At 70.5% G+C, this 23080-nt stretch carries 9 protein-coding genes; 6 read left to right on the forward strand and 3 right to left on the reverse strand.

Going from position 1 to position 23080, the window contains the following annotated elements:
* Positions 1 to 12339, forward strand: coding sequence for a non-ribosomal peptide synthetase (locus tag C1701_RS17155; protein WP_103056242.1), 12339 nt, complete (start codon positions 1 to 3; stop codon positions 12337 to 12339).
* Between the two features lie 19 nt (positions 12340 to 12358).
* Here the strand turns inward: C1701_RS17155 and C1701_RS17160 are convergent, their stop codons facing one another.
* Entirely contained in the window at positions 12359 to 13210 is an 852-nt protein-coding gene (locus C1701_RS17160) for a DUF4097 family beta strand repeat-containing protein (protein WP_103056243.1), read from the reverse strand.
* Positions 13211 to 13731: 521 nt separating this feature from the next.
* On the opposite strand from C1701_RS17160, the gene C1701_RS17165 reads away from it, so the two are divergent.
* From C1701_RS17165 to C1701_RS17180, 4 genes are all read left to right on the forward strand, one after another.
* Entirely contained in the window at positions 13732 to 14718 is a 987-nt protein-coding gene (locus C1701_RS17165) for a TauD/TfdA family dioxygenase (protein ID WP_337661783.1), read from the forward strand.
* Positions 14719 to 14894: 176 nt separating this feature from the next.
* A complete protein-coding gene (locus tag C1701_RS17170) occupies positions 14895 to 15563 on the forward strand; it encodes a LuxR C-terminal-related transcriptional regulator (RefSeq protein WP_103056245.1) in 669 nt (222 codons plus the stop codon).
* A gap of 290 nt (positions 15564 to 15853) precedes the next feature.
* Positions 15854 to 17113 carry an MFS transporter gene (locus C1701_RS17175; RefSeq protein WP_103056246.1) on the forward strand — a complete coding sequence of 420 codons (1260 nt, stop codon included), beginning with the start codon at positions 15854 to 15856 and terminating at the stop codon, positions 17111 to 17113.
* 1061 nt (positions 17114 to 18174) lie between these two features.
* On the forward strand, positions 18175 to 18849 hold the full coding sequence (locus C1701_RS17180; RefSeq protein WP_337661784.1) for an ATP-binding cassette domain-containing protein: 675 nt from the start codon (positions 18175 to 18177) through the stop codon (positions 18847 to 18849).
* A 43-nt stretch (positions 18850 to 18892) separates the two neighbouring features.
* Here the strand turns inward: C1701_RS17180 and C1701_RS17185 are convergent, their stop codons facing one another.
* On the reverse strand, positions 18893 to 19801 hold the full coding sequence (locus C1701_RS17185) for a winged helix-turn-helix domain-containing protein (RefSeq protein WP_103056248.1): 909 nt from the start codon (positions 19799 to 19801) through the stop codon (positions 18893 to 18895).
* Between the two features lie 958 nt (positions 19802 to 20759).
* Entirely contained in the window at positions 20760 to 21908 is a 1149-nt protein-coding gene (locus C1701_RS17190; RefSeq protein WP_337661785.1) for an aminotransferase-like domain-containing protein, read from the reverse strand.
* A 257-nt stretch (positions 21909 to 22165) separates the two neighbouring features.
* Here C1701_RS17190 and C1701_RS17195 point away from each other — a divergent pair, with 257 nt between their 5' ends.
* Entirely contained in the window at positions 22166 to 22384 is a 219-nt protein-coding gene (locus C1701_RS17195) for an MbtH family protein (RefSeq protein ID WP_026417948.1), read from the forward strand.
* The last annotated feature ends 696 nt before the right edge of the window (positions 22385 to 23080 follow it).

Here is a 23080-nt window from a genome sequence, read left to right on the forward strand (position 1 = left end):
ATGTCGGCTTCCCACGAGGAGCGTGTCTCGGCCCTGCCCGAGGACCTGCGTGAGCTGCTCCGGAAACGACTCGCCGGGCAATCCTCGCCGGCCGCCCCCGCCCCAGGGCCCGGAATCCCGAAGGTGGACGGCGAACCCGCGCCGCTCGCACCCAGCCAACGCCGGCTGTGGATGATGCACCAGTACGAGGCCGGTGGTGCCGGCTACAACAGCGCGTTCGGGGTTCGCCTGCGCGGTCCGCTGGACGTCCCGGCCCTCCGACGCGCCCTGAACGCGCTGGTCGAGCGGCACGAGGCGCTGCGCACCACCATCCAGGTCCTCGAGGGGACACCGACGCAGCGAATCGGGCCGCCGGGCTCCCACGAACTGGAGGAACTCGACTTCCGCGACGCCGCGAGGCCGGCGGAATCGCTCGACGAGGCCGTCATCGCCTTCGTCGACGAACCCTTCGACCTGGAGCGGGGGTCGCTGTGCCGCATCCTGCTCGCCCGGCTGTCCGACGCGGAGCACGTCCTCGTGCTCTGCGCCCACCACATCGTCATCGACGGCTGGTCCACCGGTGTGCTCCTCGACGATCTCGGGCCCCTGTACTCCGCCGAGACCGGAGCGGCCGCGACGGCACCACGACACCCCTCCGGTCGGTACGTGGACTTCGCCCACTGGCAACACCGGCAGCTCGGAACCACCGAGGCCGAGCGCCAGCTCGCGTACTGGCGGGAACGCCTGGCCGGCGTCGAACCCCTCGAACTGCCACTCGACCGCCCCCGGCCAGCCGTGCGCCGCACCGAAGGAGCCACCACGTCCTTCACCGTGCCGGCCGGCCTGACCGAGCGGCTCCGCGACCTGGGTTCGACCCACGACACCAGCCTGTTCACGGTCGTCTTCGCCGGCTTCCAACTCCTGCTCGCCCGGTACTCCCCGCAGGACGACATCACCCTGGGCACCACCGTCTCCGGCCGGGGACGACCAGAGTGGGACCGCACCGTCGGCTTCTTCGCCAACAACCTCGCGATCCGAACTCGAATCGACCGCCGATCGGACTTCGCCACCCTCCTCAACCAGGTCCGGGCCACCCTGCTCGACGCCTACGCACACGACCTGGTCCCCTTCGACCGCGTCGTCGAAGCAGTCCAACCCAAGCGGGACGCCAGCAGGGGCCCGATCTTCCAGGCACTGATGCTGATGCAGAACACCGACAGCCCGCTGCCCGAGCTCGCCGACGACATCACGGCGCAGGAGTACGCCTTCCCCCGGACGACCACCAACCACGACCTCCTCCTGGAACTCACGGTCCACGGCGACGAACTGCGCGGTCACATCCTCTACAGCACCGCACTGTTCGACGCTGACACAGTCGACCGGTTGGCCCGCAACTACCTCGTCCTGCTCGAGTCCGCGGTTCACGACCCGCGTCGTCCCGTCAACCGCCTCCCCGTGCTCACCGCCGACGAGCGGCGCGCCGTACTGCTGGACTGGAACGACACCGACCGGGACACCGGAGCGGGAACCCTGCTCGACCTGCTCGCCGAGCAGGTCGAGAACCACCCGAGCCGACCGGCCCTCGTCGGCGAGGACACCGAACTCGACTACGCCCGTCTCGACCGACTGACGAACCAGTGGGCGCACCACCTGCGCGACCTCGGTGTCGACGCGGAAACCCGGGTCGCGGTGTGCCTGCCGCGCTCCGCGACACTGTGGACGGTGGCACTCGGCGTGATCAAAGCCGGCGGGGTTCATGTCCCCCTCGACCCCGAGAACCCAGAGGAACGCCTCCGTTACGTGCTGGCCGACGCGAAGGCGCGGGTGGTGGTCTCCGACCGGCGGACCTTGGACCGGATCGGGAGCGCGCTGCCCGAGGACGCCGCCGTGGTCGCGGTGGACGACGCCGACCAGCGCTGGCGAGACGCCCCCACCGCCCCGGCGGCCACGCCGACACCCGTCGACCACGCCGCCTACCTGATCTACACCTCCGGCTCCACCGGCCAGCCCAAGGGGGTCCTCGTCGGGCACCGAGGCCTACCGGCCCTCGCCCGGGACATGGCGGACCGGTACGGGATCACCTCCGAATCGAGGGTCGCGCAACTCGCCTCGTCCAGTTTCGACGTCTCCGTCAAGGAACTGCTGATGGCCCTGGCCTCCGGCGCCGCCCTCGTCCTGGCTCCCGGAGCCGGGCCGCTCGTGGGCGAACCGTTGCTGGCGGCCCTCCGACGCGGCCGCGTCACCCATGCGATGCTGCTGCCCGCAACGCTCGCCAGCGTCACCAGGGTCGATGCTCCCGACCTCCGTGTCGTGGCCACCGGAGCCGAGCTCTGCCCGGCGGAGACCGTGCGCCGGTGGAGCGCCCCCACCCGGAGGCTCTACAACTCCTACGGCCCCACCGAGGCCACCATCGCCGTCACCCTCAGCCCCTCGGCCCTCCCGCCGAACCCGGGGACCGCCCCGCCGATGGGAGCCCCGATCCGCCGGACCCGCCTCCACGTCCTGGACGACGCGCTGTGCCCGGTCCCGATCGGAGCGCCCGGCGAACTCTACGTCGCCGGTGACTCGCTGGCCCGCGGATACCTCGGTCGTCCCGCCGGCACCGCGGAGCGCTTCGTCGCCGACCCCTTTGACGCGAGGGGCGGCCGCCGGATGTACCGCACCGGTGACATCGTCCGCTGGCTCGCCACCGGAGAGGTCGAGTACCTCGGCCGCGCGGACGACCAGGTCAAGGTCAGCGGATTCCGCATCGAACCAGGGGAGATCGAGAACGTTCTGCTCACCCACCCCGCCGTCGCCCAGGCCGCGGTCACCGTGCGGGACGACCCACCGACGGGCCGGGCCCTCGTGGCCTACGTCAGCCCGGCCACTACCCCGGCCCCCTCTGGCGCGGACGTCCGTGCCCACGTCGCGCTGCGCCTGCCGGACTACATGGTTCCGGCGCGCGTCGTCACCCTCGACGAGCTCCCCCTGACCGCGACGGGCAAGGTCGACCGGGCCGCGCTGCCCGCCCCGACCGCGACCCCGCCCAGCGGAGCGGCCGCCTCCGGCGCGAGCGAGTCCGAGCGGTTGCTGTGCGGGTTGTTCGGTGAGGTGTTGGGGGTGTCGTCGGTGGGTGTTGAGGACAGTTTCTTCGAGTTGGGTGGGGACAGCATTCGGGTGATCGAGTTGGTGTCGCGGGCTCGTCGTGCGGGTGTGCGGTTGGCGGTGAAGGACGTGGTGGTGCATCAGACGGTGTCGGGGTTGGTGGGGATGAGCGAGGACATCGCTGGCAGCGGGTCGACGCCGAGCGGTGGAGGCGGACACTCGGAGGGAGCGCCGCTGGGGCCCGTTCAGCGCCGCTTCTTCGAGGACCGGCGTCACCCCGAGCACCTCACCATGTCCGTCCTCCTCGAACTGGACGCCGACGCCGAGGCCGCCACGGTCGAGCAGGCCGTCGAGGCCGTCGTGGAGCGGCACCCCGCACTGACGACCCGCTTCATCCGGACGGCAGATGGCTGGCGGCAACAGCCCGGCGGCGGACACCCCACCTCATCCCAGTTGACCGTGCGGGACCTGGGCGGACTCGACGTCGACCGGTGGCCCGAGGCGATGGACGCCGTGGCGGCCGAAACGCAGGCCTCATTGGACCTCGCCGCCGGTGCCCTGTTCAAGGCGGTGCTGTTCCTCCTCGGTGACGAACCACCACGCCTGTTCCTCACCGCCCACCACCTGGCCGTGGACGGTGTCTCCTGGCGAGTCCTGCTCGCCGACCTGGAGCGGGGCTACCTGCGGGCCCGTGACGGGGAACCAGGGCTGGAGCCACCCACCTCCGCGTCCTTCACCGACTGGACGCGGGCACTGCTCACCGCGGTGCGTGCCGGGCGCTTCGACGACCAACTGGGGCACTGGACCGCTGCGGGTGACACCCGAGGGGCAGGAGCGCCGCCCGTCGACAACGACGGGGACAACACGGTCGGGTCCACCCGCGTCCAACGCTTCCGCCTCGACCGTGCCGACACCCGTGCCCTGCTCACGACCCTTCCCCGAACCCACCGCGCCCAGCTGCACGAGGTGCTCCTCGGCGCCGTCGCGAGAACCCTCGGGGCCTGGACCGACCAGGACGAGGTGGTGATCTCCCTGGAGGGACACGGCCGCGAGGACCTGGTCGGAGTGGACGTCTCGGAGACGGTCGGCTGGTTCACCAGCGTCTTCCCGATCCGCGTCCCCCTGCCCCCTGACCCCGAGGACTGGGACGACCTGCTGCGCACCGCGAAGGAGACCTTCAGGTCGGTCCCCGACAAGGGGCTGGGATACGGCGCGTTGCGCTACCTCGGAGATGCCGACGCCGAGCCGCTCCGCCGACAGGAACCCCCCTCGACCAGCCTGAACTACCTCGGTGTCTGGCGGGGGAACGCTGACTCGGGCCTGTTCCGCGACGTGGGCGAGGACATCGGGCGGAACGCGCCGGACGACGAGGCCCGGGCCCACGAGCTCGAGATCGTGGCGATCGTCCGCGACGGCTGCCTGGACATCAGCATCACCCACTCCGTCAACCGGCATCACGAGTCCACGGTGCGGCGGTGGGGAGACGTACTGGTCGACAACCTCCGCCGCGTCGTGCGGCACTGCCGCGAGGCCGGATCCGGTGCGTACACGCCGTCCGACTTCCCGCTGGTCTCGCTCACCCAACCGCAGCTGGACTCCCTCACCGCCGGGCCGTCCCGCGTCGAGGACATCTACCCGCTCACCCCGATGCAGGCCGGGATCCTCTTCCACAGCCTGGCGCTGGCCGATGGAGAACACCGGGTCACCGGCGCCTCGCCGTACCTGAACCAGCTGTGCCTCACGCTGCGCGGTGTCTCCGACGCCGAGGCGTTGCGCGACGCGTGGCGGGCGGTCGTCGCCGCCACGCCGGCCCTGCGCACCGCTGTCCGCTGGTCCGACGTGGAGGAACCGGTCCAGGTCGTGCACCGCGACGTCGACCCGCCGGTCACGGTGCACGACTGGCGCGACCTGGACGAGGACACCCGAGCGGAGACCCAACGGGCCCTCCTCGCCGAGGACATCGAACGGGGCATCGGTCTCGCCGAGATCCACACGGGGCGAGTGCACATCGCCAGGACCGCCCCGGACACCGTCGTGGTGGTCTGGATAGCCCACCACCTGGTCATGGACGGGTGGAGCCGTTCCCAGCTGTTCCACGACCTGGTGCTCCGCTACTTCGCGGGGGTCCGGGGCCAGGTACCGCGCCTGACCACCCGCCGCCCCTTCCGCGACTACGTCACCTGGCTGGGGAGCCAGGACGTCGACGCGGCCGTCGCGCACTGGACCGCCACGCTCTCCAACCTCGACGGCCCCACGCCGCTGCCCTACGACCGACCGCCCGGCCCCGACCACGAGGCCCGATGCGGAGGCAAACTCGTCGCCCTGCTGACGGCGGAGGAGACCGAGCGGCTCCGGGCCGTCGCCCGCCGGCTCAGGATCACCGTGAACACCGTGCTGCAGGGGACGTGGGCACTGCTCCTGTCCCGTTTCGCCGGCTCCACCGACATCGTCTGGGGCACCACCACGTCGGGACGCTCCGCCGACCTGCCCGGTGCCGGCACCATCGTGGGCAACCTGATCAACACCATCCCGCTCCGCGCCAGGATCACCCCTGGGACGCGTCTCGCGGACTGGCTGCGCGACCTGCACCTCCACCAGGCCACCTCCGAGCAGCACTCGCACCTCGCGTTGTCCGACATCGCCCGTCGCGGCGGTCGAACCCATTCAGGGCGGCTGTTCGACAGCCTCGCCGTCTTCGAGAACTACCCTTTCGACGCCACCATCGAGGACCTGCGCGTCGAGGACGTCATTGGCACCGACACGAACACGTTCCCGCTGTGCCTGAGCGCCTACGACCAGGGGCGACTGACCACCGAACTGTTCTACGACGAAGCCCTGTTCGAGGAGGGCACGGCACGGGCGTTGCTGGCGGGGTACCAGGTACTCCTGCGGAGCGTCGTGGAGTCCCCGGACCGTCCCGTCGCCGACCACTCGCCGCTGAGCCGCGCGGCACGGCGTGACTTCCTGCTGGCCAGCGTCGGCCCCCGGCCCGCCTCGTCGGTCCATCCCGGCGGGATCCACCGGCTGTTCACCGAGCAGGCGGCCCGTACCCCGACGACCGTCGCGTTGCGGGGTGGTGGGGAGGAGATGACCTTCGCCGAGCTGGACGAGCGGTCCAGCCGGCTCGCTCACGCCCTGATCGAGGCCGGCGCGACCCGGGGACGCGTCGTCGGGGTGGCGCTGCCCCGGGGAACCGACGCCGTGGTCGCGATCCTGGCCACCCTGAAGGCCGGCGCCGCCTACACCCCGCTCGACCCGGGCCTCCCGACCCGGCGGCTCACCAGCATCCTCGCCGACTGCCCGGTGAGCGTGATCGTGCACAGCTCGCGGGACCGCCTCGACCCGAGTCTCTTCGAGGCCGCCGCCTCCCTCGACGTCGTGGCCGACGCCGGACTGATCTCCGGGCAGCGGAGCACCCCACCACCGGTCGTCGTCCTACCTGGCGATCTCGCCTACGTCGTCCACACCTCCGGTTCCACCGGCAGGCCCAAGGGGGTGATGGTCGAGCACGCCAACCTGACCCACATCGCCTCGGCCTGGGATCGCCTGTACGGGCTGCGGGACAAGCGCCTCCAGCTGGCGTCGGTGTCCGGGGTGTCCGTCGACCTCTTCTTCGCCGACCTGCTCCGATCAACGTTCTTCGGCGGAACGATGGTGATCGTCGACCAGGAGGTCGTCACCGATCCGCGGCGGCTCCTGGCCGCCCTCCACTCCCACGGGTGCACCGCGATGGAACTCGTGCCCACTCTGGCCCGGACCCTGGTCGAGGAGATCGACCACCACGGCGGCGCGTTGCCGGAGCTCGACCTGATGTTCGTCGGCGGTGAGGGATGGCCGACCGCGGACTGCGCCGCCCTGCTCCGGCACCTCACCGGGGCGACAACGGTGTTCAACTCCTACGGGGCCACCGAGATCACCGTCGATTCCTGCGCGTTCGTGCCCACTCCCGACGTCGACACCAACCCGGGTTTCGTCCCTATCGGTGGCCCCATCGACGACACCAACGTCTACCTGCTCGACGCGCATCTCGGCCCCGTCCCCCAAGGGGTCGTCGGTGAGCTGTACGTCAGTGGCGGGGGAGTCTCCCGCGGCTACCTGGGCCAGCCGGGGCTGACGGCGCACCGCTTCGTCGCCGACCCGTTCTCCGACGAGGGAGGACGTCTCTACCGCACCGGTGACCGGGCCCGCCGCCGCTCCGACGGGGAACTGGAGTTCGTCGGGCGCGTCGACCACCAGGTCAAGATCCGGGGCCACCGCGTCGAGCTGGGGGAACTGGAGACGGCGATGGCGCACCACCCCGATCTCGTCGCGGCGGTGGCGGCGCTCCGTGGAACGGAGCACCGCCCGCTGCTCGTCGCCTACGGCGTCCCCGCACCCAACAGCAGCCCCTCCACCGACGACATCCACCGCTTCCTCAGCGTCCGCCTGCCCACCCACCTGCTGCCCTCCTCGGTCGTGTTGCTTCCCGAACTGCCGACCACGACCAGCGGAAAGGTCGACAGGAACGCGCTACCCGACCCGGACGAGCGCGGCCGGCGGCCACGGGCCGGCCTCGACCGACCCCGGGGCGAGGTGGAACGCGTGGTCGCCGCCACCTGGGAGGCCGTGCTCGGCGTGGAGCGGATCGGGGCGACCGACAACTTCTTCGAACTCGGGGGCGACTCCATCCGCACCATCCAGGTCGTCTCCCGGCTCCGAAGGGCGTTCGACGTCAACCTCTCGCCGCAGGTGGTGTTCGCCGAACCCACCGTGCGCGGCCTGGCCCGGCTGGTCGACCGGTCCGGCGCCGCCCGCATCCCCGCCAGGACCCGCTCCGGAGCGACGCCGCAGTCCTACGCGCAACAGCGCCTGTGGTTCCTCCACGCCTTCCAACCCGGTGGATCCGAGTACAACTCCCGGATCGTGCTCCGACTGGACGGGCCACTCCACGCCGAGCCGTTGCGGCAGGCGCTGGCCACGCTCGCCGCCCGCCACGAGGCACTGCGCACGACGTTCGACTCCGCCGAAGGGCACGCCGTCCAGGTCATCCACCCCGAGGGAACCATCCCCCTCGCGGAGCGGGACCTGAGCGGCGAACCCGGAGAACGTCGTGCCAAGCTCCTCGACGAGGCACTGTCGGCCGAGGCCCGGCGCACCTTCGACCTGCGCACCGGCCCACTCGTCGTCGCCACCCTCTACCGAGTGGCGGCGGAGGAGCACGTCCTCTTCCTCAACATGCACCACATCGTCACCGACGGGCGGACAGCCGAGATCCTGCTCACCGAACTCGCCGCGCTCTACGGCGCGGCGTTCCAAGGAACCGACGCCGGACTTCCCGAGCCGCCACTCCAGTACGGCGACTTCGCGCGGTGGCAGCGGGAGCGGCTGGCGGACGGCCGGCTCGACCAGGGGCTCGATTACTGGCGAGACCGGTTGCGGGGCCTGCCCGCACTGGAACTGCCCCTCGACCGGCCACGTCCACCGGTGCGCACGACCAGGGGCGACAGTGTCGGGTTCGCCCTGCCCCGCGACATCTCCGACGGCCTGGACGCGTTCGCCCGCCGGCACGGGACCACCGTGTTCACCGTGCTCCTCGCCGCCTCACAGTGGCTCCTATCCCGCTACACCGGACAGCGGGACATCCCGGTGGGCACGGTGGTCACCGGTCGGGACCACCCCGACCTCCAGGACGTGGTGGGCTTCTTCGTCAACACCCTGGTAGTCCGGAGCGACGTCGACCCGGACCGGGGTTTCGACGCGCACGTCGACCAGGTCCACACCGTCCTCGCCGAGGCCTTCTCCCACCAGGGTGTTCCCTTCGACCTGATCGTCGACAGCCTCCAACCGGACCGCGACCCCAGCCGGTCCGCGCTCTTCGATGTCATGGTCGTCATGCAGGACGGCGGCGGACCGGTGCCCGACTTCGGCCGAGCGCGGGCCGAGGAGGTCGACATCACCGGATCCGAGGTCGCGTTCGACCTGACGATCCAGTTCCGCCGGGAGGTCGGCGAGGTCCTCGGGGCCTTCGCATACCGGACCGACCTCTTCGAGAGGGCCACCATCGACCGAATGGTCGCCCAGCTGCGGCAGCTGCTCGACGCCGCCCTCACGGCCACCGACCGCCCGATGGGGGAACTGACCACCCAAACCATCGGCGAACGCCAACTGCTGTCGGCGTGGAACGCCTCCGAGGCGCCGGAGGACTCCCGGTCGGTGCACGAACTCTTCGCCCGCCACGCCCGCCGCACGCCGGACGCCGTCGCGGTGGTCGCCGGCGGCGAACGGTACAGCTACCAGACGGTCGACGCCCGGGCCAACCAACTGGCCCACCATCTGATCGCGCGGGGCGTCGACCGCGACGTCCTGGTGGGGATCTGCCTTCCCCGAGGTGTCGACCTCGTGGTGGCGGCGCTCGCCGTTCTCCGGGCGGGTGCCGCGTTCGTCTCCCTCGACCCTGAGTACCCGAGGGCCCGGCTGGAGCAGCTCGTGGACGACAGCCAGGTCCCCCACCTGCTGACCTCCCTTGGGCTCCGCGACGAGCTGCCCCCGCACACGGCGGCCGTGATCCTCCTGGACCAGGACGCGGCCGAGATCGCCGGACGACCCGCCACCGATCCCCAGGTCCCCGTGCACCCGCACAACCTCGCATACGCCGTCTACACCTCCGGCTCGACCGGGCGACCGAAGGGGGTGCTGGTCCACCACGGGGCGCTGGCCGCCGCCGCGCGCAACGCCGCCGTCCGCTGTGGACTCGGTCCGACCAGCCGAATGCTGCAACACCTCTCGTTCAGCTTCGACGGGGGCATCTGGGACCTCGCCCTGGGCTGGTACGCGGGGGCCGCGCTCTGCTTCGCCGAGGGGGCCAGGACCACCGACCTCGCTGACGAGATCCGCCAGCTGGGGATCACCGCCCTCTTCGCCCCGCCCGCTCTGCTGGACACGCTCAACCCGGAGGACCTGTCCGGTCTGGAGGTGGTCGGCGCGGCCGGGGAGACCTGCCCGGTCGAGCTGGCCAGGCGCTGGTCAGCCCATCACCGCCTGGTGAACGTCTACGGGCCGAGCGAGACCACGCTCGTGGCCACCATGCACGACGCCCGTCCCGGCCCCGGGGAGGACACCGTTCCCGTCGGCGGGCCGCTGCCCGGCGTGCGGCTCCACGTCCTCGACTCCCGTCTCGCGCCGGCCCCCATCGGCGCACCCGGCGAGCTCCACATCTCCGGGGTCGGCGTGGGGCGCGGTTACGCGAACGATTCGGCACGAACCGCCGAGCGATTCGTCGCCGCACCCCACGGCCCGGCCGGCTCCAGGATGTACCGGACCGGTGACATCGTCCGGTGGCGGGCCGACGGGACCCTCGACTTCGTGGGCCGGACCGACGACCAGGTGAAGATTCGCGGGTTCCGTGTCGAACTGGCCGAGGTCGAGACCGCGTTGCTGCGGCACCCGGAGGTCACGAAGGCCACCGTGGTCGCTCGACCCGACGGGAGCGGACACCACCGGCTGGTGGCCTACGCGGTCCCCCGCTCCCACGATCCCGAAATGGCGTCGGACCTCCGCGACTTCGCGAGCCGGGAGCTGCCCGCCTACATGGTGCCCGCCCTGTTCCGGACCCTCGACGCGCTACCCCTGAGTCCCAACGGCAAGGTGGACCGGAACGCGTTGCCCGACATCGACGGGGAGGAGCCCACCGGGGGCCCCGACGGTGCGGAACCTCCCGAGGGGGAGGTGGAGACCGCCATCGCGGAGACGTGGGAAACCGTCCTCGGCGTCACCGGGGTGGGAGCTCACGACAACTTCTTCCAGCTCGGTGGCGACTCGATCCTCAGCATCCACGCCGTCACCGCGGCCCGACGCAAGGGCTACTCGGTCACCACGAGGAACCTTTTCCTGCACCAGACGCTCCGCGGGTTCGCGGCCACGGCCGTACCCGAGCAGAGCATGGACGTCGCGAACCACCCAACGGCGACCGACGAGCCATTCCCGATGACCCCGGTACAACGGTGGTTCTTCGAGCGGCACCCCGCATACCCCGACCACTTCAACCAGTCCGCGCTCCTGGAACTCCCACCGGACCTCGATCTCGACGCGCTGCGCTCGGCGTTGAACGCCGTGGTCGAACGCCACGCCGCGCTCCGCACCCGGTTCCCAGGGGAACTGCGGAACCTCGGGCGAGCCCGTCACGCGCCTCCCGGTGAGCCGGTTCCCCTCGAAACCCTGGACCTGACCGGGACGCCGAGGCAGCGGTGGGAAGCCAGGATGGCGGAGGCGGCGGCGAGGCACAGCGGGCTGCTCGACGTGGCGAACGGACCGCTGGTGAGTTCGGTGGTCTTCCTCCGAGGCGCGCAGGCACCGCTGTGGTCGCTGGCGATCCACCACCTGGCGGTCGACACCGTGTCCTGGCAGGTGGTGTTGGAGGACCTGGACACCGCCTATCGCCAGCTCACCGGCGGTGCGGTCGTGGACCTGGGGCCGGCGACGACGTCCTTCCAGCACTGGGCGGAGGAGCTGACCAGGAGAACCAGGGAGGGCGTGTTCGACGGCGAACGGGGACGGTGGCGGGCGGTGGAGCCGGCGCCGCCGCTGCCGAGGGACGCCGTGGCCGAACCAGGGCCGGGCGCGACGGGATCGGTGCTGACGGAGTTCGACGAGGACACCACCCGCAGCCTGCTGGACCGGGTACCGGCGGTGTGCCGGGCGACCGTCCGCGACGTCCTCCTCACCGCGGTGGGAGCCGCGCTCAGCCGGTGGTCCGGACAGGACCGCGTGCTGATCGACGTCGAGGGTCATGGCCGGGCAGACCTCTTCGAGGACGTGGACCTGACCCGGACCGTCGGATGGTTCAGCACCGTCCACCCCCTCGAGATCACCGTGGGGTCCGCTCCCGCGTCCTGGCCCCGTGCGGTCCGTGCTGTCCGGCGGAGCCGGGTGGGCGTGCCGGACGGTGGCATCGCCTACTGGGCACTGCGGTACCTGCGGGAGGACGCGGACTCCGACCCGACGTGGCGCACGGCGCCTCAGTCGGAGGTGGTCGTCAACTACCTGGGGCAGAACGAGGCCGGTGGTCGCGTAGGGCGGGGCGAGGGACTGGTCGTCGCCGTGCACGACACCATCGCTCCTGACCGGCACCCCGACGAACAGGGGACGCACGTCCTCGAGGTCGTCGCCGGGGTGGACGACGGTCGGCTGTGGGTGAGGTGGTACCACTCGACCTCACTCCACCGGCGATCCACTGTGGAGCGGCTGGCCGAGTCGCTCCGGGACATCCTGGCGGAGATCGTCGATGGCTGCCGGTGACGAGCGGGCGTGGGCTGGGTCACCCGGCCCATGTCAGTCGCACGTCCTTGCCGACCACCGAGATCAGCCGGTCGCTCGCGGGGTCGTGCTCGACCTCGGACTCCAGCCGGTGGGCCTCGGTGACGACCTGGTAGGTCTCCGGACCGGCCGGCAGGGTCACGCGGACGTTGCCGCTCCCCTCGGAGGTGGCCTCCACCCGCTGGGGCGGCTCGGCGAAGACCAACCTCGCATCACCGCTCCGAGTGCTGGTCGTGACCTCCGACGACCGGATGTCCTCCACGACGAGGTTGCCCGACTCGCTCCGCAGGGTCAGCGGTCCCCGAGCCTCTCGGATCTCCATGTGATTGGTGGTGATGCTCGCGGTGAGGGCGCCCGAGGTGTTGCCCGTCCTGATGTGCCCGGAGCGGGCGGTCAGGTCGAGGTCACCCGAGGTGTCGGAGACGTCGATCGTGCCGTTGTCGAGGCTGGCCGAGACGGGGCCGCTCAACCCGGCCACGGTAACGCTGCGACCCCGGCCCGTCACCTCGACGGCGGTGCCCGCCGGCACCGTGATGGCGTAGCGGCCCGAGCAGTCGGGGGTGAACCCGGTGCAGGTGGTCTCCAGCAGGAGAGTGTCCCCGTCCACCGTCCAGCTCGCGTTCCCGTCACTCGCGGCGCCGCCGAGGTACTGGTCGAAACTGACCGTGTCGATGTCGGACTCGCGCAGTTCGACCGTGCTGCCGTCCGTCGCGATGGTGAGGTGGTTGCCGGTCAGCGCGAACTCGTGGCTGTCGGTGAGGGTCTCCTCACCCGTCTCCAACGAACAGCTGACCGAGACGAGGGCCGCGGTGAGCGCGATGGCCGTCGAAGGCGGAGCCGCTCTCCGATTCATCACCCGTTTCCTTTCGTCGTCGACTTTTCCTCCCCCACCGGCCCGGGAGGGGAACAAGGAATTAGCCTAGCGGCGCGGGCATGGGCGCGGAATCCGGGAAAACCCCGAAACGCGGGTAGAGCCTGCTGTAGTCGCGGGTATCCCGCCTCCTCTACCGTCCCGTCCGGTCCCGTCCCCGGGCTCGGTCGAACCGGTCGCGAGCCTGAGGGGGGAGGGACCGAGATACTGGCAGGTCAGAAGGTGTTCTGTCGTCTCGGGGTCGTGCGTCCGGCATCGGCCCGCTTCGGGGGCACGGCCCGGTGGCATGCCTTCGCCGGGGGCCTTCGCGTGTCCAGCGCCCGGGGCGATGACGAGAACGAGGAGCGGTGCCCCCAAAGCCCACCGGCAGAAACGCGGTTCCTGGAACTGGCGCACCACACTCTTTCCCAGGCGCCGGCTCGTACCCGGGAAAACGACGGGAGCGCCCTTCTCCCGGGCGGGATGTCATCACCGTCGACTCGATCGAGAGGAAACGAAGTCAAGTGACAAACGTGACCGAGGCGTTCGAGACCAGCCAGAGCGAACGGGGTCTGCCGTTCATCGTCCGTCCGGCCGGCGGGCCCATGACCCTCGCCGACGCCCTCGAGCACCGCGCCGCCCTCACCCGCGCGTTGCATGAGCACGGCGTGTTGGTGCTCCGCGGCTTCGACGCCGCGGACGTCACCGCGTTCGAGGGCTTCGTCAGCGAGTTCTCCGGCCCGCCACTGGGCTACACCGAGCGGTCCTCCCCGCGCAGCGTCGTCAAGGACCGCGTGTACACCTCGACCGACTACCCGGCGAGCCGGAAGATCTACCTGCACAGCGAGCAGTCCTACAACCTGCGGTTCCCTGGCCGGTTGCACTTCTTCGCCGTGGACGCCGCGGACACCGGGGGCGCCACGACGGTCGCCGACGCCCGTGGCGTCCTGCGTCGGCTCGATCCCCGTCTCGTGGAGCGGTTCCGCCAGCGCGGGTACATGTACGTGCGGAACTTCTACCAGGACGTCGGCCTGACGTGGCAGGAGGGCTTCCAGACCGACGACCGTTCGGTCGTCGACGACTACTGCGCCCGCAACGGGATCGAGACCGACTGGACCACGGGCAGTGAACTGCGTACGCGACAGGTGCGGTCCACCGTCGCCGTGCACCCCGAGACCGGGGACGAGGTGTGGTTCAACCACGCGACCTTCTTCCACGTCTCGACCTTGCCGGGCGGCGCCGGTGAGTACCTGCTGGAGGAGTACGGCGAGCAGGGCCTCCCGAACAACACCTACTACGGCGACGGCAGTCCCATCGAGGCGTCCGTGCTGGACGAACTGCGGGGGGCCTACGAGGCCGAGGAGGTCAACGAGGCCTGGCGGGTCGGGGACCTCATGGTCGTGGACAACCTCCTCGCGTGCCACGGCCGGCAGGCCTACACCGGCACGAGGAAGATCGTCGTGAGCATGGCGCTGCCCCGCTCGTGGGACGAGGTCACCCCCCGGGGGTGACCCCCGGGCCGGCCCCGGGTGGGAGGCAACCGTCCCGCCCGGGGCCGGGACCGCCGCTGCGCGCACCACCGCCACCTCACCGGGACAGGTATCCGGCCCTGGGGTGAACGGGACTCAAGGGCATACTGTCCGTGATCACTCGTATCACCGTCACCCGCGTCCGCAGTGGAGCACCGATGTCCGAGCGTCCCGTCCGAATCGTCCTCGCCGAGGACTCCCTGCTGATTCGGGAGGGGCTGACGGGACTGCTGACCCGCCTCGGTCACGAGGTGGTGGCGGCGGTGGAGAACGTCGAGGGTCTGGTGTCCGCCGTGGCCGCGCATCGACCCGACCTCGTCGTCACCGATGTGCGGATGCCTCCCGGCTTCTCGGACGAGGGACTGCGGGCCGCGGTCAGCCTACGCCGTGACCACCCGGAGTTGGCCGTCCTGGTGCTCTCCCAGTACGTCGCCACCGCCTACACCGTCGAACTGTTCGGCAACGGGGGCACCAGCACCGCGGGCCTGGGTTACCTGCTCAAGGACCGCATTGGTGAAGTCGGGGAGTTCGGGGACGCGATCGGCCGCGTCGCGGGCGGCGGCATGGTGATCGATCCCGAGGTGGTCCGGCAGATGATGTCCGACCGCCGGAAGCAGGAGTCCCTCGGCGCGCTGACGGCTCGGGAACGGGAGGTCCTCGGGTTGATGGCACGCGGTAGCACCAACAGCATGGTCTCCCGGCAACTCCACATCAGCGAGGCCGGCGTGGCCAAGCACGTCGGCAACATCTTCCACAAGCTCGGGCTCTCCTCCGACGACGGCCACCGCAGGGTGCTGGCGGTGCTGACATACCTGCGGGACGCCTGACACGCCCAGTCGGACGACGGTCTCGCGGTGGCCGTCTTTCGCGCACGCTTAACGACCTGGTGCCCCCGGTGGTGGGACGGGATGCTGATCACCGCGTCGCACGGTGCCGCGTCCACCGGCTCCCGCCCGTACCGCGCCTCCTCTCGGGTGGCGTGCCGACACACCCACCGGCCTCGCCTCCACCGGGAGGGGAAGCCCACGGGTGTCTCGCGGCGACGAGCGCGCGGCCAGAGAGACCGCCGTCGCTCTCCGAACCGACGGCACCGGCCAGAGAGCGTGTGGTGCCCAGCGTGGAGACGACCTTTCCGCAGACCCCACTGTCGCGAAACCGGTCCTACACCCTGCTGTGGACCAGCAGGACCCTCTCCGAGCTGGGTTTCCACACCACGTTGATCGCCCTTCCGCTGCTCGCCCTGGCGGTGACCGGGTCGCCGGCCGTCGCCGGGCTGCTCCAGTCGATCAACGCGGTGGCACAACTCGTCACCGGGCTCCCCGCCGGCGCCCTGGTCGACCGGTGGCCCCGCAAGGCGATCATGCTCGTGTGCGAGGCGGCCCGCGCCGTCGTGCTCACCACACTCGTCGTCGCCCTGGTCACGGACACTGTCACGGTGTGGCACCTGTTCGTGGTCACGGCGGTCGTCGGTGCCTGCGCGGCGGTCTTCGACCCCGCGGAGGAAGCCACTCTCCCGGCGATCGTGCCCGCCGCCCAGTTGCCGACGGCCATCGCCCTCAACACGGCGAGAAGCCACGTCGGACAGCTCAGCGGTACCTCCTTGGGCGGCATCCTGTTCGGCGTCCGCAAGGTCTTCCCCTTCCTGCTCGACGCCCTCACGCACCTGGTCGCATTCCTCCTGCTCCTCTTCGTCCGCGTACCGCCGAGAGACCCCGCGCCACGTCCGAAGGGGGGGCTGCTCGCGGAGGTCCGGGAGGGCGTGGCCTGGGTCCTGCGGCAGCGGTTCATCCGGACGATTTCGCTGTATGTGATCGGGTTGAACTTCCTGTTCCAGGTGCTGTACATCACGGCGATCGTCAGCCTCGGCCTGGTGGGAACCTCGTCCACCCAGATCGGGTTCATGGCGGCGATGTTCGGCGCCGGTGGTTTGCTCGGGGCGATGTGCGCCCCCTGGCTGTACCGGAAGCTGAACCACACGGTGGCCATCGCGGGAGTCTTCTGGGCGCTGGCGGCCCTCACCCCGTTCATGGCGTTTCAGGACAACGGCTACCTGATGGGAGGCCTGCTGGCGGGGATGGCCTTCCTCGCGCCGACCGCGAACACCATCGTGGGCACCTATCAGCTCCTCCTGACCCCGGACGAGTTCCGCGGTCGGATGAGCAGCGTGATGAACCTGTGCGGCGGGCTGTCGGTCGCCGGCGGCGCCGGTCTCGCCGGCCTGCTGCTCGAGTGGGTGCCCTCGGCCTGGGTCTTCACCGGATGCGCCGTGGCGCTGGCGGCACTGGCCATCGCCGTCACGAGTAGCGGGATCCTGCGGCGGCTGCCAGGAGCGGGGAGCACGGGGGAGGCCGAGGGACAGCGGAAGGTGCCCTCCTGAGCGAGGGGGAGCGCCCCGGCGCCCACGTGGTCCGCCCGGTCGGCCGGGCTTCAACGGAATCCGAGGGCCTCCCCGCCACCGTGCCGCCGGACGTTCCCACGAGGACGACACCAGGTGGACGCGTTCGGGCGGCGGCACGCCCGCCGCCGGAGCATCGGGAGGACACCGCCGTTCCCTACGGCGAGTCCCGGTACCGGCCCGGCCGGCCCGCGTCAGTCCGGCGCGGGACCACCTTGCCGGCGGCGGACGGCACCACCAGGGGCCCGCACCAGCGCGCCGTTGCTCCAGCGGTCGTCATCGTCCCCGACCGGGTCATCGGTGGCAGGGGTGAGCCGGGGCGCCCTGGTCGACGGGTGGCGGTGGGAACGTCATCGCTGGGGAAACAGCTCCGCCGGGTCCAACCGCGGCGGCGCCCGGGAGCGACTGCCATCCCCAGGTCGGAGTTCGGCGGGAGATTCCGGTGCCGGGGGAATTCGGTTCCTTGGCCCTTCGCTCGTACCGCCGGGAGCACGCGACTGTGGCGAACAACGGTGGCTGACGGAAGGAACCAGCGAATCCCGGTGACGGCCCGGGAAATTCGGTGCCGGAGCGGCGCTGGAATAGTCCGTTCAGGTGGTCCCGGTCGGCCGTCGGGAGAAGTGCTGGGAACCCCCGCGACGACCGTTCGTACGTTCGTGTGAGAGCGCCGCCCCTGGGCCACGGTGTTCGCCCAGCGCTCGCCGGACGGCGGTGCCAGCGGGCCAGGGTTGGCCATTCACCCATCTGGCAGGCCATCCTGAACGGGACCCGGATGCGGTATCGGCTCGTCCCTCGAACCTGATGTTCCGCTCGTCGCTCGAGTCGGAATTCCGGTCAGCGGGGAAAGGAATGGGTATGCGCGCGCTGGTTCGCGTCACCGGAGGTAGAGTAAATGTTACCCAGTGTTGGGGATCTGGCACCGTGTTCGCCGGCGGCCACGCCGAATACCGTGGCGCAATAGGTGGCGGGCAATAGTCCAGTCGCGTCGTCGCAGGGGCGTCGCCAGGGGGGAATGGAGCGGGGTTGGCGAGGTGGGAGGGCGTGTGGCCAGTAAACTGAGCAACGGCGGAGATCTGCCGGGCTACGCACTGGAAATGGATGGTGTCACCAAGATCTACCCGGGCCCGGCTGGTGTGACCCGCGCTCTGGACGGGATCACTCTCGGCCTCGCCCGAAGCACCTTCAGCGCGCTGCTGGGTCCGAGGGGGGCCGGCAAGAGCAGTCTGTTGCGCTGTGCGTCCGGCATGGACCAGCCCACTCTCGGATCGGTCTGGAGGCCAGCCGGGTCCTCCTGCTCGGTCACCACCGCGCTGCCCGGTGCTCTCCCGGACACGGCGTTCACGTTGTCGGCCGGGGACGGAGCATCCGGAGTGCGGGCCTCCTGCTCCCGGCGGGACGCCGGCCTGGAGATCGTCCTGCCTCCCGCCCGACGGGGCTTCGGCGACTCGTCCACTAACGGGATGCGCTTCGAGGCCGTACCGGACCTCGTCCTCGCCGACGAACCCAACAGCTGGATGCCCGAGTCGGACGTGCCTCGGCTCCTCACCGGGTTGCGCCGTCTCGCGGACCTGCACGGCCGCACCGTCCTGGTGGCGACCTCCCGACCCGCTGTCGCCGCCCGGGCGGACCTGGCCTTCATGTTGAGTCGGGGGTGCCTGGTGGACGCGATGTTCGCGCCGACCCCGGAGGCGCTGGAGCGGTGGGTCAGCCACGCGTGATGTCGGGAGGTGCTCAGGCAGTGGTCGCCGGGGTGTGCCCGCCTCACCCGAGTTCGGTCCGCACGTCACACTGCTCGTTGATCCGGTACTCTCGCCCACTTCGCACGGCCAGACCGAGCGGGGTCAGGCTGTGCAGCGCGGTGTTCGTCTGGCGGTAGGTGGTGATCATCCCGGCCTCCCGCAGGATCGCGGTGTGTTGGCTGGCGGCCGCGGCCGAGATCCCGATCCGCCGGCTCAGCTCGCTGGTCGTCCGGCTCTCGGAGAGGGCGATCAGGATGGCTGCCCTGGTGCGGCCAACCAGCGCCGCCAATGATCGTTCTCCGCCCTCCATTGTCGGGGTCAGCGCGGAGGGAACCGCCCACTCCACTGGAGCGGGGTACGCGAGCACCAACGGCCCGCCGGGTTTCGTCGGCGGCACGAGCACCGTCGAACGGCCTGCGAGGAACACCGACGGCGCCAGGGTGATACCGCGTCCGCCCAGCATGATCTTCTCCTTCCTGATGCCGGGGATCTCCAACACGGGCGCCGTCCACCGCACATCCCGGTGCAACGTGCCCAACAGCCGTTCCACGCCCTCGTTGATCACCATGTGCGCGCGTGAGTTCGTTTCGGTCTCCGCCAGGGCGGCGACCCTCGGCCAGTACGGCGCCACCGCCGTCTCATGGAACTCGCGGAGGCCCTCCGAGAGCTGCTGGCGCCGGGAGGACGCCCCTCGGCTCCTGACCAGCACCAGTAGATCGGGCACCGGGCGCACTGATCGGGCGAGCGCGACAAGGGCGCTGCTCCGAGCACGCAGATTCCGGAGGGTCCGGTCGCGCCATCCGCCGAACGCCGCGTCCGGGCGGTGATCGGCCACGGCGGCGAGCGCGAACAGCGATTCCAGGAGCGGGTCCGGCCGAGCCAGTACCGTCACCCTGGTCAGATCAGTTCCGTCGAAGTGAATGCTCCGCATGGTCCCCCCTTGCCCCGAGTGGGCTCGCCGTCGTTTCCGTCGAATCGGGTTCGCCTGTCCTCGTGGTCGCCGTCGGTCCAGTCGGGTTTCGGTCTTCGTTGTCCAGGGCAGCCCGAGGTGAAGCGCGGCCCTGGCAAACCGTCAGGCCGACCGAGGGTGTGAAACGGAAAAGGTCCGCGGATGACCAACCCACGTCCGGCCGCGTGCAGCCTATACCCGGAGCTGAACATCAAAGGTGAGAACTAATGCTCGGGTTGGCCGGGGCGGGCGGGTGCTGAACCAGGACCCGTAGCCTGGAAGGCGGAGATGACGTTCAGCTTCTCCGCTGATCCGAGTACTGCTATTGGCACAGTCACGAGCGAGGGGAGTACCGGCGCGTGGTGAGGACGGACCAGCACGTCATGGCAAGTGCACTGCGACGCTTGCTCCTCGCGATTTAGGGTGGGCTTAAGGCCGTGTCCAGTCTGGTGTGGAGCACGATGTATCGACCAGGTCCGACGTTCACCCTCCGGGTTACGCCGCCGCGGAAACAGGGTGTTGTCGGGAGGTGCCCGAGCCACATTGATTCTACTGGAATAGGGGGGAGCCAATGGCATTGGCGTGGTCGCGTCGTTCGAATGGCGGCGACGATTCGACGGGGCCTCCTCGCGCGCCCGGTCCGTGGGCCGAATGACGCCGACTAGCTGACGAGCACGACGAGTGCCGCGCCCGCCGCCACGTAGGGGCCGGGCCGGCGGCGCGGCGGCGGTCCTCGGCGCCCGCTCCGGCGCGCGAGGCCAGCGGCCCGGACCCGCTCGGTCACCAGGCCGGGGGCTCCGCTGCGGGATCGACGGTTCGGTCATCCTCCGTGCTCGGCCAGCCCGTCAGGTGGGGGATCGGAGGAACTGGGTTCAGGTTGGCGTGGTCGCCGACGTCCCATCACGAGCGGGCTCACGGCCCGGATCCCGTGCCGGTGGTATCAGGATCGGCGCAGGACGTCGGCGAGCCTGGTCATGCCGGTCACGATTGCATCGGTGGTGTTGGCGGTGAAGGACAGCCGCATCGTCTCCGGCGCGGTGGCGGTCACGTGGAAGGGCTGGCCTGGTACGAATGCCACCTTCTCGGCGAGCGCGTCGGGGAGGAGTCGTCCGGCGTCCACGCCCTCGGGGAGGCGAGCCCAGATGAACATGCCGCCTTCGGGGCGCGTCCAGGCGCTGCCGTCGGGCAGGGTCGTGGGAAGTGCCCCCAGCATGGCGTCCCTGCGGTCGCGGAACGCGACGCGGAGCCGTGTGACCTGCGCGTCCAATGCGCCCGTGCTCAGGTAGTGCGCGGCGGCGGCCTGGTCCACCGTCGAGGTCTGGAGGTCCAGGGACTGTTTGACGACGACGAGTGACGGCAGCAGCGAGGCGGGAGCGCGCACCCATCCGATCCGCAGACCAGGGGCGCCGATCTTGGAGAAACTGCCGAGGTAGAGGGTGTGCTGCTCGGCGGCGGGGTGGGCCGCGAGTGGGTCGAGGTCGGAGCCCGCGTAGCGGAGCTCGGCGTACGGCTCATCCTCGACGATCCAGAACCCGTGCCTCCTGGCGATCTCGACTACCTCCCGGCGGCGTCTGGCGGGCAGCGTCCGTCCTGTGGGATTGGCGAAGGTCGGGACGAGGTACAGCATCGTCGGCCCCTCCCGGCCCGCGACGGCGGCGAGCGCATCAGGAAGGATGCCCTGCTCGTCACCAGGAACTGGGACGACCTTCGCTCCCGTGAGGTGGAAGCACTGGAGTGCGGCGAGATAGGTCGGTTCCTCGACGAGGACCACCGCCCGGGTGTCCAGCAGCGTCGTCGCGACCAGCGTCAACGCCTGTTGGGAGCCCGTCGTGATCAGCAGCGAACGCCCGGTGGTGGCCAGACCTCGACCGCTGAGGCGCTCCGCGACGAGCTCGCGCAGGGCCGCGTTCCCCTCCGTCGAGGAGTACTGGAGGTTTCGGCCGGCGTCATCGCCCGACAACGCGGTGTCGAAAGCCGCGCGAATACCCGGCACGTCCAGGAGTGCCGGGTCGGGAAATCCACCCGCGAACGAGATGACGTCGGGTCGGTCCGCGAGTTCGAGGAGATCCCGCACCGGTGAAGTGGCCATGGATGCCGCGTGGATGGGCGGGGGCGGCGCTTTCACTATTCGCTCCACGGCGGCGGGGGCCACCGCTCCCTTTCCGTTCCACATCGCTCGACACTAACAGACCCGACGCTCCGGTAAATCGGTTCACCGCATTGCTCACCTGCGGGTACATCCTCGTTTCAACACGATTTCAACCCCAGTCCATACCGTCGCATGTACGTTGCGTCGACACGTCGCACACGAGTCGCGCAACGCCGTGAATGGAGCACTGTTCACCGATGTCCAACCCTTTCGAGAACGACGACTGGTCCTACCTGGTTCTGGTGAACGAGGAGGAGCAGTACTCCCTGTGGCCGGAACCCATCGAGGTGCCGGCGGGCTGGACCGTGGTGCACGGCCCTGGCACCCGGGATGAGATGACCGAGTTCATCGAGCGTTCCTGGCAGGACATGAGGCCGAAAAGCCTGCGGGACGCCATGGCCGAGGGCGCCGGGTGAGGCAGACCGGGTGAGGGCGGTTCCTGGCCGCCGCGGCTTCCCGCGCGGTGGCCGCGACGATCCCGACCGGTGTCGCGCTCCGTGGCGGCGCCTGGTCGACGGGACGCGGCCGGGGCGGAACCGGAGGTGGTTCCGGAGGTGGTTCCGGAGGGAGGCGCGACGCGAGACCGACCAGGTCGTTCCTTTCCGCGGGTTCCGGTGACGAACCGCCCTGGATGACCGAACGCCGCGGCCGAATTCGAGGTGTTCGGACTCGTTTCCCGGTCCACCACTCGACTGGGCCGTGTTCCGCGCGACCACTGGTCGCACCGTTGTCCGGACATTTCACCCACACCACCCCTTTCGGTATTGCGGGGGCGGGTCCGTCACCAGGCTTGAATGCGGACTCCCGTTCACGGAAGTGGACTCCACCTCGGGACCGAACGCGCCCCCTGATCCTTCCGATGAACATGCCGGAGCACCACGGAAGTGCGTTGTTCCGACCCTGGATCCGCCCGAGACCCGGGTGCCACAGGCGCACCGGGCGCGACAGGTCGCCAGTGGCGATCGACGGTTTCGGTTGGCGCCTTGGCGGGCTGCCGACCGAGCGTCGACGAGGACCGGTGCCGTCACGTTCTCGCCGGCCCCACCCCGTGCTCCACGGCTTGGTGTCCTCGCGGCCGAGCCGACCCAGAAGTGACGTAGGAGGCAACGCAA

Origin of the sequence: Actinoalloteichus sp. AHMU CJ021 (genome assembly GCF_002895405.1) — a bacterium.
Classification (GTDB): Bacteria; Actinomycetota; Actinomycetes; order Mycobacteriales; family Pseudonocardiaceae; genus Actinoalloteichus_B; species Actinoalloteichus_B caeruleus.

Coding starts and splice junctions, on each gene's coding strand:
- C1701_RS17155 (WP_103056242.1), top strand. CDS start 1: ATGTCGGCTTCCCACGAGGAGCGTGTCTCGGCCCTGCCCGAGGACCTG.
- C1701_RS17160 (WP_103056243.1), bottom strand. CDS start 13,210: ATGAATCGGAGAGCGGCTCCGCCTTCGACGGCCATCGCGCTCACCGCG.
- C1701_RS17170 (WP_103056245.1), top strand. CDS start 14,895: ATGTCCGAGCGTCCCGTCCGAATCGTCCTCGCCGAGGACTCCCTGCTG.
- C1701_RS17185 (WP_103056248.1), bottom strand. CDS start 19,801: ATGCGGAGCATTCACTTCGACGGAACTGATCTGACCAGGGTGACGGTA.
- C1701_RS17190 (WP_337661785.1), bottom strand. CDS start 21,908: ATGGCCACTTCACCGGTGCGGGATCTCCTCGAACTCGCGGACCGACCC.
- C1701_RS17195 (WP_026417948.1), top strand. CDS start 22,166: ATGTCCAACCCTTTCGAGAACGACGACTGGTCCTACCTGGTTCTGGTG.